16 protein-coding genes are annotated in these 16,434 nt (G+C 57.0%); 11 read left to right on the top strand and 5 right to left on the bottom strand.

Going from position 1 to position 16,434, the window contains the following annotated elements; translation table 11 throughout:
- Nucleotides 1-163 precede the first annotated feature (163 nt).
- Entirely contained in the window at nucleotides 164-589 is a 426-nt protein-coding gene (locus PZA18_RS22505) for a DUF7831 domain-containing protein (RefSeq protein WP_284103145.1), read from the bottom strand.
- 456 nt (nucleotides 590-1,045) lie between these two features.
- On the opposite strand from PZA18_RS22505, the gene PZA18_RS22500 reads away from it, so the two are divergent.
- Nucleotides 1,046-2,653 carry a M64 family metallopeptidase gene (locus tag PZA18_RS22500; protein ID WP_284103144.1) on the top strand — a complete coding sequence of 536 codons (1,608 nt, stop codon included), beginning with the start codon at nucleotides 1,046-1,048 and terminating at the stop codon, nucleotides 2,651-2,653.
- Nucleotides 2,654-2,741: 88 nt separating this feature from the next.
- Here PZA18_RS22500 and PZA18_RS22495 read toward each other — a convergent pair whose 3' ends face one another.
- The 3 genes from PZA18_RS22495 to PZA18_RS22485 all read right to left on the bottom strand — a co-directional run bounded on the left by PZA18_RS22495 (nucleotide 2,742) and on the right by PZA18_RS22485 (nucleotide 5,499).
- On the bottom strand, nucleotides 2,742-3,827 hold the full coding sequence (locus PZA18_RS22495) for a hypothetical protein (protein WP_284103143.1): 1,086 nt from the start codon (nucleotides 3,825-3,827) through the stop codon (nucleotides 2,742-2,744).
- 129 nt (nucleotides 3,828-3,956) lie between these two features.
- Entirely contained in the window at nucleotides 3,957-4,703 is a 747-nt protein-coding gene (locus PZA18_RS22490; RefSeq protein WP_284103142.1) for an AbfB domain-containing protein, read from the bottom strand.
- A gap of 343 nt (nucleotides 4,704-5,046) precedes the next feature.
- Nucleotides 5,047-5,499 (bottom strand): DUF4442 domain-containing protein, encoded by a 453-nt coding sequence (locus PZA18_RS22485; RefSeq protein WP_284103141.1) that lies wholly within the window; start codon nucleotides 5,497-5,499, stop codon nucleotides 5,047-5,049.
- 217 nt (nucleotides 5,500-5,716) lie between these two features.
- Between PZA18_RS22485 and PZA18_RS22480 the strand changes: the two genes are divergently transcribed.
- The 10 genes from PZA18_RS22480 (at nucleotide 5,717) to PZA18_RS22435 (ending at nucleotide 14,412) form a co-directional block, all read left to right on the top strand.
- Entirely contained in the window at nucleotides 5,717-6,631 is a 915-nt protein-coding gene (locus PZA18_RS22480) for an STM4015 family protein (RefSeq protein WP_284103140.1), read from the top strand.
- Nucleotides 6,632-6,650: 19 nt separating this feature from the next.
- A complete protein-coding gene (locus PZA18_RS22475) occupies nucleotides 6,651-7,745 on the top strand; it encodes an STM4014 family protein (protein WP_284103139.1) in 1,095 nt (364 codons plus the stop codon).
- A gap of 22 nt (nucleotides 7,746-7,767) precedes the next feature.
- Nucleotides 7,768-8,646: an STM4013/SEN3800 family hydrolase gene (locus PZA18_RS22470; protein ID WP_284103138.1), complete on the top strand. Its 879-nt coding sequence runs from the start codon at nucleotides 7,768-7,770 to the stop codon at nucleotides 8,644-8,646.
- A gap of 21 nt (nucleotides 8,647-8,667) precedes the next feature.
- On the top strand, nucleotides 8,668-10,041 hold the full coding sequence (locus PZA18_RS22465; protein WP_284103137.1) for an STM4012 family radical SAM protein: 1,374 nt from the start codon (nucleotides 8,668-8,670) through the stop codon (nucleotides 10,039-10,041).
- Nucleotides 10,035-10,970 carry an STM4011 family radical SAM protein gene (locus PZA18_RS22460; protein WP_284103136.1) on the top strand — a complete coding sequence of 312 codons (936 nt, stop codon included), beginning with the start codon at nucleotides 10,035-10,037 and terminating at the stop codon, nucleotides 10,968-10,970. Before PZA18_RS22465 ends, PZA18_RS22460 begins: the two co-directional genes overlap by 7 nt.
- A 73-nt stretch (nucleotides 10,971-11,043) precedes the next feature.
- On the top strand, nucleotides 11,044-11,601 hold the full coding sequence (gene cysC / locus PZA18_RS22455) for an adenylyl-sulfate kinase (protein WP_284103135.1): 558 nt from the start codon (nucleotides 11,044-11,046) through the stop codon (nucleotides 11,599-11,601).
- Nucleotides 11,602-11,657: 56 nt separating this feature from the next.
- Nucleotides 11,658-12,098, top strand: coding sequence for a hypothetical protein (locus tag PZA18_RS22450; RefSeq protein ID WP_284103134.1), 441 nt, complete (start codon nucleotides 11,658-11,660; stop codon nucleotides 12,096-12,098).
- Nucleotides 12,074-13,219: a hypothetical protein gene (locus PZA18_RS22445; protein ID WP_284103133.1), complete on the top strand. Its 1,146-nt coding sequence runs from the start codon at nucleotides 12,074-12,076 to the stop codon at nucleotides 13,217-13,219. The genes PZA18_RS22450 and PZA18_RS22445 overlap by 25 nt, the downstream gene beginning before the upstream one ends.
- A gap of 36 nt (nucleotides 13,220-13,255) precedes the next feature.
- Nucleotides 13,256-13,639, top strand: a complete 384-nt coding sequence (locus PZA18_RS22440; protein WP_284103132.1) for a DUF6331 family protein — start codon at nucleotides 13,256-13,258, stop codon at nucleotides 13,637-13,639.
- A gap of 47 nt (nucleotides 13,640-13,686) precedes the next feature.
- Complete coding sequence (locus tag PZA18_RS22435) at nucleotides 13,687-14,412, top strand: hypothetical protein (RefSeq protein WP_284103131.1); 726 nt, start codon at nucleotides 13,687-13,689, stop codon at nucleotides 14,410-14,412.
- 46 nt (nucleotides 14,413-14,458) lie between these two features.
- On the opposite strand, the gene PZA18_RS22430 is transcribed toward PZA18_RS22435, so the two are convergent.
- Nucleotides 14,459-16,147, bottom strand: a complete 1,689-nt coding sequence (locus PZA18_RS22430) for a carbamoyltransferase C-terminal domain-containing protein (protein WP_284103129.1) — start codon at nucleotides 16,145-16,147, stop codon at nucleotides 14,459-14,461.
- Between the last annotated feature and the right edge of the window lie 287 nt (nucleotides 16,148-16,434).

Here is a 16,434-nt window from a genome sequence, read left to right as displayed (position 1 = left end):
TCGCGCCGGGCCGAGTTTTGGGGCAGGGCGAGGCAGGGTGAGTGCAGTTTAGCGAGCTAAATAAGCGAACGCTAACGACGCCATGCCCCAAAAATCGACCCGGCCCGGAGGGTTTCGCCGAATTTGGGCCTGCTGCCGCGTTAAAAATCGCTTACTTAGCTCACTAAGCGGCGCGCTTTTTGCCTTGCATCAGGCCCAAATCCGTCGAAACGAGATCCGGAAATAAAACGTCAACAGAGCCTAACTCGGGCATTCTGGCAAGACCTGTCCCCAACCCCGCAGCAGGAAAGACCAGGGTGTCATAGCGCCGGCCATTGGCATCCTGGCCGGCTTGCCAGATCTGGTGCAAGCCCTCAATACGTCGGTCCACTGCGGCAAATTCATCGGCTTGGTCGCTGAAAAAAGCACCTTGATGCATCGCCGGAATCCGCTTGGTCGGAATGCCATAGCTGTTCGGCGCATCGCGGATAATGGCTTGCCCCTTCTTGCCGCGCGCCAGCAGATTGTCACCAAACACAAACAGGCTACCCGGTTGTGCCCGGCATCGTTCCAGGCTGTAGAACTCATCAAGTATTTGAATATTAATCATATTAATTTGCATGGCGCTGAGCGCAAGATGAAACGGCGTGTGGATTCTACGGCACTTTTTGCGCAAGCCCGCAGAGGGATCGGAACAAGTCTTCAGTTTTAATGACAATTGCAATGATTCGCACTGGCCTCGTCTGGGTGATGGCCAGCACTAACCACGCAGCCCAATTTTCGGACTCGTACAGGTTTGTGCCAACCCATGCCTGATATGCCTTGTCAGGGTAATACAAGATGGCCGACATCGCGATACTGCAATGGCGCAGAGGACATATCACTTAATAAAGAAATCATGACGAGTGATTGGTTGATAAAAATGGCTGCAATTCATTTCTGAGAATAATCAAATACCTTGAATTGACACGGATATACCCATCCCGCACCATGACAAAATACTAATAATGACATTTGCATTGTTGGGTGGTTGGTAAATATAAATAAATCGTGTCTGGAGAGTGTCATGAAATTGAACATCACCGTTATGGCGTCGGCGTTGCTATGGGTAGGGCAACCGGTGCTGGCAGAGAGTCTGTTGCTGAAGGTTCAACAGCAAAATAACGCGGTTGCCCCAGGTTTTCAGCTGCTGCATGCCCAGAAGGGCAGCTTTGCCGCCAAACCCGCCCAGCAGGATGCCGATGAAAACGATCTGCTGATTGTCGGGCGGGATCATCGTGGTCGCGAGCTGTTCCGCACCACAGTGCGAGACCCTGGCGTCATCCACGCCGAATCGTTCAATCCCAAGACCGGCGCTATCGAAAGCGTGCGCAGCATCCGTCAGGAGCAATCGCAGTTTGAGGTCAGCGTGCCGGCCCATGCCGATCTGGGGCGCGTCGAAATCATCAAGCCGGTTGCCACTCGCCGTGGCGTGATGTCAGACAGCAGTGCGCCGACGTTTGCTTTCGATGTCGCCGAGATCGAGCAACAACTCAAGCGCAGTGCGGACCAGCCGATGATGGACAGCCCGGCGACTTCGACCATGCTGGTCAATACCGGCCCATCGTCTGGTCGTTTCGACATCATTCTGGTAGGCGACGGCTACACCGCCGCCGAGCAGGGCAAATGGGCGCAAGTGGCCAAGTCGATTGCCGATGGCATCATGGCCGACCCCATGTTTGCCGCGCATAAAGGCGGCATCAACATCCGCCGGGTGGACATTGCCAGCGCCCAGTCCGGCGTGACCGAGCTGGATACCGGCGTGCGCCGGGATACCGCCTACAACATGACCCTTGGCTGCTACAACATCCAGCGCCTGGCCTGCGTTGATTACAACCGCGTTCACCAGATCATTGACCCTATCACCAGCCCGGATGGCCGCGATCTGGTGGTAGCGGTGGCCAACAGCAGCCGCTATGGCGGTGGCGGCGGCCCAATGGCCTCGCTGACGGCGCATCCATCCTCCATTGAAGTGGCGCTGCACGAAATCGGTCATACCGCGTTCAAGCTGGCTGATGAATACGACTACGGCACTTGCGATACCAGCTACGAGCCTTCCGAAGTCAACGCCACGCTGCAGACCAGCCGCTCGGCCATCAAGTGGGCAAGTTTGATTCCCGGCAATGTCAGCCTGCCCACCCGTCCCGGCTCGGTGGCCAATGGCACCATCGGGCTGTTTGCCGGTAGCCGCTACTGTGCATCCGGCATGTATCGCCCGACCGAAAACTCCAAGATGCGCAATCTGGGCCAGCCTTGGCATGCGGTGAACGAAGCGCGCATCAAGGCCGTATTTGCGCAGTACTACAAGCCGGATACCGGCGGCGAGGGGAATGGGGAGGTCAGGCTGACCGGCAACCTTGGCTACTCAGGCAGCTGGAACAATCTGCCGGCCAAGGTGCACCGCAGCAACAAGGGTGGTCAGTTCAAGCTCAAACTCAGCGGCCCAGCCAATGCCGACTTCGAGCTGGCCCTCTACAAGTGGACCGGCAAAGCCTGGACCGCCGTTGCCACCTCCACCGGCCCCACCTCCACCGAGGCCATCAACTACAACGGCACGGCTGGCGATTACTACATCGAAGTCAAATCCTACTCAGGGCAGGGCGCGTATAGCGTGACGTATCAATTCCCGGCGTGAGGTATCTCAAAGGCAGAAAAAAAGGGGCAGCTTGGCTGCCCCTTTTCTATTTTTGGTAAAAGATAGCTAGATGAAAAGATTATGGCTGTTATTCATTAAAATTCACCCAGTCAAATACCTTTACGGGTGGAGTGGATACTCCTGGGGTGCAAGGCTCCCAAACTTTGGCGTGACAAGGCCCAAGCCCTTCAGCGGAATTCTCATCATGACCAATATTAACAACCCAATACATGAAACCATCACTATGCCGGTAGAAGAAAATATCCTGGAACTCATTTCCAAATTGGGGAGAGAGTTGGCTCGGAATATTTCTCATTACCGGTGGAGCGCTGCTGGCCGTGGCAGGGTTAAGTTGCATGTCGCTGTTAAAATTGTATTTCGGCGCTGTCATATCCCAGCTGTAGACCGGAGCAACCAGCTCCCGATTCCTATCGTGAGGATCTGCGGCAAAAGGGTTGGAGAATGGTGCAATCAAGACTCCAAAGTTTGCGTTGTCAACTCCTAAGATGTGGTGATACCCGCTTTGTGTATACGCTTCATGTGTACCATTTGCCAAGTAGACCAATGGGTGGAATTTTCCTCTTCTCTTCGCCTCGTCAAACGAAATTTGATTGAGCTTGTCCCCCCCCTCTAGGTCAAAGTACCGGATTTCTACGTTTTCTGCATTGCGCAGTGCTCCGTCCGAATGAGCTGAATAAAAATATTCTGCAGGAATGTAGCTTCCATCGACATTCCTGAGGTTTACCGAAATATGCACTACGTCCGCAAAATGGTTTTCAACGGGAGAATTAGGAACATTGTTGTAACCAAAAAATAGAAAATACCGTATCCAAATATCGCCATTTTCTCTTTCCTGGTAAAAGGCATAAGTAGGCGCTTGCCTTGGGTCTATAAACAGTCGATCTCGGGTGCTAGTCTCCTCTGAAAACTTGGCAATATATTTGCCAAGGATATGTTTGGAAGAATCGCTGTGATTTTTGCTCCCCCCGACGATATGGTGACTCCTATCAAAGAAAGGCATGAGGTTTACGTCTGAATTTCCAATGTACCGAGCTTCCTTAATGTCAAATTTAATATAGTTTTGAATAGGTTTTGGTGGAAAGCCTTCTGCATCATGCAATGCCCAAAGCGGTAAATTATCGAAGATAATCTGACGTTTTTTTTGCTCTGACAAAACAGACGTTCTGTGATTGGCGACTCCGCGAACTGAATAGTACCTATTCCGACTTTCTGCTACCCGATCTCGTTGTATTATGATCTGATCAACATTAAGGGTTTTTATTACGTCGGCACCAATACCTTCCTACATTAAATAGCTATAGGCATAGGCGTAATTCACCAAATCATCCGTTGTTTTGGACTGAAGATAGGGCACGGCGGTGTTGGTGCTTGCTGACAGGCGAACGATGAGAGTGTCCCTAGCCGTCCCTTCATGGGGGAGCCCAGTCAGCTGCTCAGGGGTAAACCAGCCAGCATTCACCAAGGCTGCCGAAGCGTGGTTGCTACAAGCTGGACAATTGCTTGGTGTTTGCGCGTTTGGCGCGACGCTGGTTGGCATTAGTTTGTAGCTTTGAATCACGAATCCTGCTGACGTAGATGAAAGCTGGACTGGATCCAAACCGGGAGCAATGGTAGCTCCGCGAGCCAGGTATTTACCTTTTGCGTCAAAGGGTTCTAGATAATCCCCGTCTTTTACGCAAAAAGTGGCTCTGCTGGTGTCGCCATTGGGTTGTTCAATTTTAAGGCGACCATCTGTCAGATGGCGGATAAAGTAGCCAGGGTAGTTTCTCGATTCAAAAGAATAGCAATTACTACCAGCATTAGTGGTTCGTGCTGGTCGAACGAAAAAGGCTGAGTCGAGAAGGCCCAGTGAGTCATTTGCATTAATTCTACTCTCATACAGAAAGTATCCTGAATGGCGCAAACTATTGCCATTTTCTGTATTAACAATTCTGGTTAATGAGTTTATTTCAGGGAAGGCTGCCTGTGCGGCAGGGTGAATTGCGGCAATGCATAAGGCGAGCAAAGGCAATGAGAAACGGCCTCTCATGGATTATCTCCCGTTTTGTAGAAATATTATAGAAATGGTTTTGCAATGAGCCTGCAGGAGGTGAGTAAAAAACCGTTAGGCGCACTGCTGGGGCGGATATTAATAATGAAATTTTTTGATTGCAATACAGGGGCGAAATTGCCTGAGTGCTTGCTTCGGACTTAATGCTTAGTCCATTTGAATGGTATTGGTTCCCGTCTTGAGTTTAAGACTGACCAAATAGGCGTGCGTAGATGAATTAAAATCAGATCAGCCAGAAAAAAGGGAGGAGTTTACTGCCTGATCAAGTTAGGGGCAGAAAGGATGCCCCTGCCAGATCTTTTTTTGAAAGTTGGCAAAAAATCTAGCGCTTGGCTGGTTTTTTGCGGATGTAGAGGGTCTTGGTGACACGGGCGACCAGGGCGCCGGACTGGTCGTGGAGGGGGACGATGAACTCGGGCAGATACTTTTCGCCGCTTTCGGTCTTGCTGCGAATCTCGGCCAGCGTGGCGGTGTCGAGGCGGAAGCGGGCGGTAATGGTGCCGCGCCCTGGGGCGATGAAGTCGATGGCGGCGCGCTGGTCCCAGACGTAGTAATCCTTACCGAGAATGTGCATCAACATCAGCATGTACCAGGCGTCGGTCATGGCAAACAGGCTGCCGCCGAAGTGGGTGCCTACGTAATTGCGGTTGTACCAGCGCTGGCGCAATTCGCAGTCAACCTCGTGGTAATCGGCTGAGACATGGGTGGCATGGATTCCGGTAAGCAGGAAGGGCGGCCAGAGGTTGATCAGCCGCTTGAAGGTGTTGGCTTTCATGTTTTTCTCCTTGTGGGATATCGCGAGACTGCCAAGCAAGCGCTTGGTTGTCAATGCAATACCCGTCGAGAGCTTTTACTCAATTTTTAACGAAAATTGTGCTTCCGCAATGAGGTGGACCGGCTAAACTGGCGGCTTCGTCAATGTAGTCTCGCGGTGGCAGCCAGGTGCTTTCGAGGCCGCCATATTCCATTTCATAGATTAGCTGGGGTTCCTCATGACCATCGATTCGCTGCAGACAACCTTCTATGGCAAGCCTATCCGTAATTTTCGGCCAGGCGACGCAGTGGATGCGCTGGGCAGTCACACTTATCGGCTGGCGGTGGATTACGACGATGAATTCGACCTCGTAACCCTGCTCGACCAGTTTCTGGCCAAGGCCGATCTGCAGCGGGTTGAGGCGCTGGTTTTGGGGATGTGGATGGAAGCGTATGAGTCGAGCATCCAGCCGGTACTTGATCGCCTGATCGAGCGCCGGGCCGAGCTGCCAGCCTTGCGGGCCTTGTTCTGTGGCGACATGACTTATGAAGAGTGCGAGATTTCCTGGATCATCCAGGGCAGTTATAAGCCGCTGCTTGATGCTTTCCCGGCGCTGGAGGTGTTGCGGATTCGCGGCAGCAGCGGGCTTGAAATCGCGCCGTTCGAGCATGCGGCGCTGAAGCAGCTGGCCATCGAATGTGGTGGGCTGCCATCGGCGATTGTGGCCAATTTGGCGCAGAGCCGGATGCCGGCACTGGAATGGCTGGAGTTGTGGCTGGGCAGTGAAAACTATGGTTTTGATGGCGATGTCCAGACCTATGCGGTGCTGTTGCAGGCGCTTGATGCCTCTCGCCTCAGGTATTTGGGTCTGCGCGATTCGGAGATCACCGATGAGCTGGCGGTTTATCTGGCTGCCCAGCCCTGGCTGGGCCAGCTGGACACGCTGGATCTTTCGCTTGGCACGCTGGGGGATGCGGGGGCCGAGGCCCTGTATGACAGCGATGGGGTGCGCCAGTTGAAGCGGCTGGATATTTCGCACCATTACGTCAGCGCGGAATGGTTGAAATTGCTGCGGGCGATGCCGATCACGCTGGTTGCAGATGACCCGCAGGAAGCCGACGACGAAGACCGCTATGTGGCCGTAGGCGAGTAGCGGGTCTGGGCTGGCTGCCATGCGCCTTGTCCTGCTCGCACATCCTGAACACAAGCGGGTGGCCAGTCTGCAGGCGGCCCTGCATAGCCGCCGTCTGCCCGAGGCACGGGTGCTGGCCTGGCGTGACTGGCTGCGCCAGCCGGAGCGCTTGTTCTCCCTGCTCGATCAACCCTGTTGGCTGAAGCTGGAGGCGCCGGGCGAAGATGCCGACACCCAGCAGTTATTGATTGCGCAAGGCGCACGCCTGCAAAACCGGCCGGTTCCGCCGCTGCTGGCCCACGGCGAGATCGGTTATGCCGGGCTTTGGTTTGCAGGCTTCGAGTCGGCCCTGCAGGGTTTGGCGGGCGCTCTGGCACAACGCCCCTGGGTGCGCTGTCTGAATACGCCAGATGCCATTCGCCTGATGTGCGACAAGCTGGTCTGCCAGCATCATCTGCAACATCACGGGCTGGCGATTCCGGGCTTGCTGGGCCCCTTTGGCTGTTTTGCCGAGCTGCAGTATCTAATGGCGCAGTGCCGGCAACGGCGGGTGTTCGTCAAACAGCGCTACGGCTCATCGGCGTCGGGCGTGATAGCGGTCGATAGCAATGGTCGCGGGCAGTGGCGCGCCAGCAGCTCGGTCGAGATGGTGGCGGGGGAAGGCAGGCTGTTCAACTCGAAGCGGATACGGCAGTACCGCGATACCGAAGTTGTGCGCCTGATAGACCGGCTGGCACCAAACCCGCTTTATGCCGAAGCCTGGGTTCCCAAGCCGATGCTGGATGGCCAGCGCTTTGATCTGCGGGTGGTTTGTCTCGCCGGGCAACCCATGCACCGTGTGGCGCGCTTTGCCGATTGCGCCATGACCAATCTACATCTTGGCGCTTCGCGCCGTAGTGTCAGCGATTGCCTGAGCCCTGCCGCCATCGAGCGTCTGGAGCGGACGGCCCGCAAGGTGGCTGCCAATCTGCCCGGTGGCAGGGTGGCGGGAGTCGATCTGATTGCCACCGAAAGGCGCGTGCATGTGCTCGAAGTCAACGCTTTCGGCGATTGGTTGCCGCGCTTGCAATGGCATGGCCAGACCATTCATGAAGCGCAGATTGCCTTGTTGCAACGCCTTCACTGCATTGAATGACGGCAAGGAATAAAGAACATAAATGAGCCGGGGCCCGCTGGCCCTGGTTTGGCGACCGGATACCGGCAACCCGTGGTTCACGAAAGTCAAAGCAGATATGCCCGTTCAGGATATGAACCAGATCGTCGGTCAGTACGATCTGGTCTGGATTACCCTCGATACCCTGCGCTATGACGCCGCCCAGCAATTGTTCGAATCAGGCCGGTTGCCGGGCCTGGCGCGCTTTTTGCCGCCCGATGGTTGGGAATTGCGGCACTCGCCCGGCAGCTTTACTTTTGCAGCCCACCAGGCGTTTTTTGCTGGATTTCTGCCAACGCCGGCCCGGCCGGGCCGACATCCCCGGCCATTTGCCGTTGCCTTTGCCGGCAGTGAAACCAGTACCCGCACCACCTGTGTGTTTGATACGCCGGATATCGTCAGCGGCTTGGCCGGGCGCGGGTATCACACCGTCTGCATTGGCGGGGTAGGGTTCTTCAACAAGACATCGCCTTTAGGGCAGGTATTACCCGCGATGTTTGCCGAAAGCCACTGGGAACCCGGCTTTGCGCCGACCCAGGCGCGATCGGCCGACCGGCAGGTCCGGCGGGCCTTGCAGTGCCTGCAGGCGCAAACAGGCCGCACCTTTCTGTTTCTGAACATATCGGCCATTCACGCCCCCAACCGACACTACCTGCCGGGGCTGAGTGAAGACACGCTGCAGAGCCATATGGCTGCCATGGCATATGTTGATCAGGCCTTGACACCGCTCTTCGATGCGCTGGCCAAGCGGGGCGGGGCCTGGGTGATGATCTGCGCCGACCACGGCACCGCCTATGGCGAGGACGGCTATTACGGTCACCGTCTGGCGCATCCTGTCGTGTGGAATGTTCCTTACGCCGAATTCCTGATCCCCCCAGCCTGACCTGCCACCTTTCAAACCCCTATGAACGACCTGAGCCTCGCCGCCCGACTGGCGGCCGAACCTTACAGCGCCTATTCCTATTCCTACCCGCACAAGCTCGCTTACCAGCCCTTGGCGCAAGCTCAGCCCTTGCATGCGTTATGGTTGCCAGAAAAGCGCGATGCGTTGTTTCTCTATATTCATATCCCGTTCTGCGAAATGCGCTGCGGCTTTTGCAATCTGTTTACGCTGGCCAAGCCCGATGCGGCACTGCCCGGCCGCTATGTGGCAAAGGTGCTGGTGCAGATGGCGGTGGTTGCCGAGCAGCTGGGCTCACATGGTATTGCCCGCTTTGCCATGGGCGGTGGCACGCCAAGCTATCTGCCGTTGAATCTGCTGGCGACCTTGCTGGAAGGGGCACAGCGCCACTTCGGGCTGGATCTGCAAAGCACTCCGGCCTCGGTAGAAGTCTCGCCAGAGACCGCCAGTGCCGAAAAACTGCAGTTTCTGAAACAACAGGGCGTAGATCGGATCAGTATTGGCATCCAGAGCTTTCTGGAGCATGAAACCCGCCAGCTGATCCGCCCACAGCCGAATCGCCAGGCCCATGCCGCGCTGGAGCGCATCCGCGCGGCGGGTTTTGCCACGCTCAATCTCGATCTGATTTACGGCATTGCCGGCCAGACCCGGCAGAGCTTTGCGGCGTCGCTGGCTGAAGCGCTGCGCTGGCAACCTGAGGAAATCTACCTCTACCCACTGTACGTACGCCCCCTGACGGGGCTGGGCCAGATTGAGGGCCGGAGCGGGCGGGCTTATCCGCGCATCGCGGTGGCCGACGCCACCGGAGAAGATAAAGCCGCGCTCTACCAGACGGGCCGCGATCACCTGCTGGCTGCGGGTTACCAGCAGCTATCGATGCGGCTGTTCCGGCGCCCCGGCGCTCCGGGCAAGGCGGCGCCGGTGTACTGTTGTCAGGAAGACGGCATGGTGGGGCTGGGGAGTGGCGCCCGCTCCTATACCCGCGCATTGCATTATTCGACGGAGTACGCAGTCGGCCGCCCATCTACCCAAAGCCTGATCGAGCACTACTGCGATACCCCCATCGAAGCCTTTGCGTCGGCACACTACGGCATCGTGCTTGATGCGGACGAGCGTCGGCGTCGCTTTGTCATTCAGTCACTGCTGATCCGTCCGGGGCTGGACCTTGACGCCTACCGGCAGCGCTTTGAAGGCGCCGACGCACTGGCCGATCTGCCCCTGCTCACGGCACTGGTGGAAGCCGGACTCGCCAGCCTCGATGGGGCGCGACTGAGCCTGAGCGATGCGGGTCTGGCGCTCTCCGACAGCATTGGCCCGGCCTTGATTTCCGACGCTGTCCGTCAGCGCATGCAAGCCAGAGAGGCGCAGCTGTGTTGAGTTTGCTATATCGCGGTCGTCTGGCCAGCTGCAATTACGATTGCCCCTACTGCCCGTTTGCCAAGCGCAAGGACGACCGCGCCACACTGAAACAGGACGCGGCCGAACTGGCCCGCTTTGTGGATTGGCTGCGCGGCCAGCCGGAAGGCCGCTTCAACCTGCTGTTCACTCCCTGGGGCGAGGCGTTGACCCGTCGTCACTATCGCGATGCCATCATTACGCTCTCGCATTGGCCACAGGTGGCCCGCGTAGCCGTGCAGACCAATCTGTCTAATTCCCCGCAATGGCTGGCTGCAGCGAATCCTGATCGCGTCAGCCTCTGGTGCAGCTTTCATCCCGAAGAAACGCCACGCGCCGGGTTTTTGCAGCGGGTGCAGCAGTTGCAGGCGCTGGGAGTGCGCCACAGCATCGGCATGGTGGGTATCCGCCGGTTTTTCGGTGAGATGGCCGCCTTGCGCCAGCAATTACCACCCGGCACGTACTTGTGGATCAACGCCTATCACGACGAAGGCCGGCGCTACTACAGTGCTGCCGAGCTGGCGTGGTTGGGCCAGATTGATCCATGGTTTGCACTCAATCATCAAGCGCCGCCCAGTTTGGGGGCGCCCTGCGTGACCGGTGAGCGGGTGTTGTCGGTGGATGGCAATGGCGACATCCGGCGTTGCCACTTCGTTCCGGCGGTGCTGGGTAATCTTTACCAGCCGGCGCTTGCAAACCCGCTGCAAACGCGTGCCTGCCCCAACCGGCGTTGTGATTGCTATATCGGCCATGCGCATCGGCCCGATCTGCCATTCCAGCAGGCTTTTGGTCTGGGAACGCTGGGTCGCATCCCCGAAGTGTTTCACTGGCAGGCACCGGCAGACTGGCAGCCAGCACCTCCGGCCCCGCCATCGCCCAGCAGTCGGGTGATCCGGCTGGTGGCCTACTAGGCATGGGCGACGTTTTATTTCCGGTCGCGCCGGGTTTCAGCAGAACCCATTCATTCCTTGCTTGAATTACCCTATGCGCCCCCCTTACACGTCTGATTTCAGCCTACCCGTGTCACCGTATGTGGTCTGGTTTACCGGCCTGCCGGCCGCCGGGAAAACCACCATGGCGCAAGCACTGCACCAGTTGCTGCAGCAGCAGGGCAGGGCGGCGACTTTGCTGGATGGAGACCGTCTGCGCCAAGGCATCTCTGCCAATCTTGGGTTCAGCGCTGCCGACCGGAGCGAGGCCGTGCGGCGGGCAGCCTGTGTCGCACAGTTATTGCTGGAAGCCGGGCAATGGGTGCTGGTGGCACAAATTGCACCGCAAGCAAGCGATCGCGCCCTGGCGCGGGATCTAATTGGGAGCAGAAAATTTGTAGAAGTATTCTGCGATACCCCGCTAAACGTTTGCGAGCAACGCGACCCGAAGGGGTTGTACAAAAAAGCCCGCGCCGGTGAAATTCGCGAATTGACTGGACTTGATGCCGTCTACGAGCCACCTTTGAGGCCGGACGTGCATTTACTGACCGGTCAGGAAGACCTCGATGGGTGTTTGAAACGACTGATTGATTTTTTCGGTATTCGGCAATAGGAAAATAACCTTGATAATGGCATATTGCGCGTCTTCTCTCGTTGTCGATGTGCCCCATGATCCCGCCCAGCCTGAATCTCTTCCTAGATACCCATCCTGACGACGCGACGTTGCTGCACGCGCTTGGCGAGGTGCTGCAAATCAGACTGGAAAGCCTCGACTACCCTGACAGCACGGCCGAGGCCATGTTGCTGCGGATGCCCTACAAGACCGAATTCAAGACAGGCCTCTGGCTGGCACTGCCCGCTCACAAAGCCATGCCCTGTCTGCAACAACTTTGCCAGCAGTTGTCCGAACGGTTGCATTCACGAATCCTGGCAGGCCAGGGAATTGCTGACCATACTGAAACATCCGATCAGTGGTGGTTAGCCGAGCCGAATCAGGGCCAGGCAAGGCAGGTCAGCGTCAGTGAAAGCCTTGCGGGCATTGCCTTGAATGAAACGGTGCGCCATCCCGACCCAGGGAGATGCGCATGTCAAACCTGCCACGCCGCCTGATTCTTCCTCTTGCCACCACCGGATGCCTGATGCTGACAGGGCTGCTGGCCTTGCTGGGCATCAATGCCTTTGATGAACCGCTTGATCCTGGCACCGAAGCCTGGCTTGCCCCGCCCCCCAAGACTGTTGCGGCGGAGCAGAATGGCTACTTCATCGAACTCGGGCTGGCCGTGCAGACAGATCAACCGCTGCAGGTTGGTCGTGCCATTGCTGCCGACATCAATCGCCTGCCATTACCCGTCGACATCTTCCAGAACCAGTTTGATACCCTCGCTCGCCGGCATGGCAAGCTCTGGCAACTGGCCGATCTGCCCAAATGCCGCGACAAGACTGCCGATTGCGTCAATGAGATTTACCGGCAGGCCGACACTTACCGGAAGCTGATCGAGCGCGAAAAGCAGCCGCTGACCAATTACTACGCCATGATCGCGATGCCTGCTTACGAAAACGCCGGCGCGCCCAAGGTTGTGCGGAGCGACATGCCGGCCGTGCCGCTGGCACAGCTGGCCAGGGCCGATATGGCCTTGACCATTCGTGAGGGGCAGGCGGATAAGTTGCAGGCAGTTGTCAGCAAGATGGCGCAAGACCAGCAATACTGGATTCGCGCCCTCAGCCACAGCCGATTACTTTCTGATGCCATGGTGGCGCGCCTTCAGGTGGCGGCCAGCCAGCGATTCATTCGCGAGATTCAAGCCCATCACCCGGCCATCAAACCGCTGCTGGCCCCGCAGCTCACGCCCTCGTTGCAGCAATTTGCCAGCCATAACAGCCAGCGCATCATGCGGGCCATCTGGCAAGGCGAATTGCGTTTTGCCTGGTATCAATTCCAATCGGTCTACGACCAGCCCGAATATGTGGAAGATGCCTCGATGAATAAATTGGCCGACTGGTTTTTCCTGCCGAATGCCACCCTCAATCAGTTTCGCCGCACGGCCGAGCAAATCGTTGAATCCGGTCGGCATATGGATGAATGCGAATCCGGTATCCGCTGGTTTTATAACCCGGATGGCCGTGAATACAATTGCGTAGGCAGCGCCGATAAAGCTAATTACTCGCGTAATATTGTTGCCGCCCAGAAACAGGCCGCAGAATTTGCCCGTTGGCTGGATACGGTATCGTAAGCGCAGTCGGCGCGTAATTTTCAAAGATGTTTTACCATGAATGATGAACATGGCGTTGCCATCAGTATTGGCCAGGATCAATGGATAATGGGGGAGGCCCCGGCCGGAGACCGAAAAAAGGCGATCAGGATTGATGAGTGGATGGTTGAATTACAGCCTCTGTGGGCCGCACTCGAAACCAACTGCGTGGCGGCCTGTTGTGGCCTTGATGCGTTTGTTTTCTGGCCTGAAGCGATTCAAAATAATACCCGGCACCTGCCCAAAGCGCTGTTGATTGCGCAGCTGAAGATTTTTCAGAATAAAATAGAAAATATATATGGCAATGATCTGGTTAGCTTCAGATTAAATAGCTATTTCACCAAGAATACCTTATTGCATTTTCTGGCATATTTGATTGGCGTATTGTCTGCCGAGCATTAATAAGCCTCGAATCATTTTTCAATGACCAAAATTAAAATGGGGATTTCATGAAAATACAAGATTTCCGCACAGCCGGATTGATTTGGGCGGCTTGTCTGGTGGGTCTGGCCCTGCAACCTGTGCAAGCGGCTGAGATGCGTGCCTGGGGCCCGGAGCAGGCCACCGGCGCGCCCAATACCCAGGGGCCGGGAGATATTCAGACCGCCTGGGCGTCGTTGACGGAAGACGGGATGGAGGAATGGCTGCTGCTGCAGTATTCGCAAAGCGTGGTGCCGCAGAAATTGCGGGTATTTGAAACTTACAACCCGGGCGCTGTAGTCAAAATCACCGCCGTGAATGATGCCGGTCGGGAAACCGTGCTCTGGCAAGGCACTGATCCGCTACGCAATCAAGCTTCGGGTGTTGCCGAATTTGCTCTGAATGGCAACAGCAATACCCGGCAGATCAAGCTTTATCTAGATTCCCCCGCTGTACCGGGCTGGAACGAGATTGATGCGGTCGAACTCATCGGCAAGGATGGCAGCCGCCAGTGGGCGAAGCGGGCTTCCGCAAGTTCCACCTACGCCGAAACAACTGGCGCGGTTACCGTGGACGGCAACCGCGAACTGGGCGCACACCAGAATCAGGCGGTGATCGTGCATCTGGATAACGACAAGACGCTGAGCGGAACGTTGTTAAGCACCGGCCCGGAATTTCTGGTTTTGCGGGAAGCCGGCAAACAGCGCCGGTTGTTTATCGCCAAAAACCGGGTGCTGTGGATTGAAACGCCTTGAGGCAAAACGCCGGCAGGATCAACCCGCCGGCTAGCTTCAACAGAGCCTAGCTTTCTTGATTCGATTCTTCTTGCCAGGTGGCCGGTCTGGCCTGTTTGTGAATCAGGAATGGTGGCAGGGCCAACGCCTGCAGCGGCATCTTGCGAAAGGCCGCGAGGGCGTCGGCAATGGTCTCGACGATAGGCTCTTCCTGACCATTGAACGAGGTATCGAGCAGTACAGGCACGCCAGTTCTGGCAAAAAAGCATTCAATAATCTGCCGGTAAGTCGAAACCGGATGGGCAGGCACCATTTGCACGCGGGCGCTGCCATCTACATGGACGACGGCCGGAATGGCCGTGCGCGCATGGGGCAGGGTCTGTACGGCGTACTGCATGAAGCGCATCGGGCGCCGGACCTGAAAATAGTCGCCGGCCAGCTCTTCGAGCACGACAGGGGCGAGCGGTCGATAGACTTCACGCCCCTTGACGGCGCGGTTGATCCACACCCGCATGGCATCGTGGCGCGGGTCGGCCAGAATGCTGCGATGGCCAAGCGCTCGTGGTCCCATTTCACTGCGACCTTCAAACAACGCTACGGCGCATTGGCCATCGAGCAGATGGGCTACGGTGGCAGGCAGATCGGCGGGCTGCTCGACAATCAGCCCGGTCAGGTCATGGTCATCAAGCGTGGCGGGAATCAGCGGTTCGGGGCCCAGATAGTCATTTTCGGTCCAGCGGAATTGGCTGGATTGGCCGAGGATCTCGATCTGTCCATACAGTGCGCAGCCAATCGCGGTGCCACCATCGCCCGGTGCGGGCGGGATGTAGACCTCGGTAAAAGGTGACTGGGCAACCAGCTTGCCATTGGCCGAGCAATTGAGGCCACAGCCACCAGCGAGGCACAGCGCGGTCTGGCCGGTTTGGGCGTGCAACCAGTCTGCCAGCTGCAGCAAGGCGTCTTCGTAGACTTTCTGACCAATGGCGGCCAGATTGGCCGCACGCTGAAACCGCTCGGCATCATCGGCCTGATAGAAATAGTCACCCGGCTGGCGAAACAGCGCATGCCAGGCATCCGGAATGAAGACCTCATGCCCGCGTACCTCAAGTGGTGGTAGATCGAGCGTGGTGGCATCCCCCAGAGGAGCCAGACCCATTACTTTGCCTTCCTGACCCTCGAACTTCGGGAAAATCATCTGCGTCAGCGACTGATAAAATGCCCCCAGGCCGACCATGCGGCGGCGGTCACCATTCCAGAGCTGTTTCGCAATGCAGCGTATGCTGCCGCCTTCACAGTGATAGAACGATGCCACTTCGAGGCTGTCGCCATCCCAGCCGGCCGGCAGGGGGTAGTCCTCGGTGAAGCACCGGGCAGGGCTGCCTTGAAAGTCCAGAACCATGACGGCGCTGGCAGCAAAGCCCGAAGGAAAATACGCCGAGTAGAGGTGGGCCAGATGGTGGGAAATCTGATGAATGCTACCCCCTTGCTTCAATACCAGCGCGCGCAGCTCGGCATGGTAGTCATCAATCCGGGCCATCTCGGTGTCGGAGGAGTAGCACTCGACCACCACATCGGCCGCTGCGCCGATCTGCGGCAGGTGCTGGGCGTACAGCGCAACATCGCCCAGTTTGCCCCAGTGATGCTTGACCCGGCTCAGGCGTTCCTTTTGCACAGCCCACAGCTGGCCCTGCGCATCAATGAAGCAGACGCTGCCATCTTGCGTGCGGTTGATTCCTAAGACTGCTGAAGGTTTCATCTCGTTTTTCCTTTGCCGTGTTGGTGTGTGTTTTAGGTTTTGCAAATCCAGGCTCTGTTGACATTTTATTTCCGGATCGCGTTTCGTCGGATTTGGGCCTGATGCAAGGCAAAAAGCGCGCCGCCTAGTGGGCTAAGCCAGCGATTTTTAACGCGGCAACAGGCCCAAATCCGGCGAAACCCTCCGGGCCGGGTCGATTTTTGGGGCATGGCGTCGTTAGGGTTCGCTTATTTAGCTCGCTAAACCTCACTCACCCTGCCTCGCCCTGCCCCAAAACTCGGCCCGGC

The organism is Parachitinimonas caeni (assembly GCF_030129945.1).
GTDB lineage: Bacteria > Pseudomonadota > Gammaproteobacteria > Burkholderiales > Chitinimonadaceae > Parachitinimonas > Parachitinimonas caeni.
The sequence above is the reverse complement of the archived record's forward strand: the minus strand, read 5'-3'. Positions and strand labels throughout refer to the sequence as shown.